Annotated in this window: 1 protein-coding gene; it reads right to left on the bottom strand. The window is 60.2% G+C overall.

Going from position 1 to position 251, the window contains the following annotated elements:
• Positions 1-251 (bottom strand): hypothetical protein (locus SB717_RS38065; protein WP_410908364.1); only part of this gene is annotated, 251 nt, incomplete at both ends.

The raw sequence follows: 251 nt of genomic DNA, 5'->3' as shown, positions 1-251 counted from the left end.
ACGAGGATCCGCGCCCAGTTGAATCCGGCCCGGACCAGAAAGGCCAGGCCCAGGGAGACGGCAAGCGCGAAGATGCCGGAGAGCACCGTGGAGAACGTGCCACCGGCGATGGCGGCGGAAATGTAGGAGGAATCAATCTCCACATTGGCATTGCGGGCGGTTTCCTGCAGCTTGTCGATGAATTCCGGGGAATTCATGAAGGAAATGGCGAAAGGCAGCGAGATCAGTCCCAGGACAGCACTGGTCACCAG

The sequence above is a fragment of the Priestia sp. SIMBA_032 genome (assembly GCF_046535215.1).
GTDB lineage: Bacteria > Bacillota > Bacilli > Bacillales > Bacillaceae_H > Priestia > Priestia aryabhattai.
The sequence above is the reverse complement of the archived record's forward strand: the minus strand, read 5'-3'. Positions and strand labels throughout refer to the sequence as shown.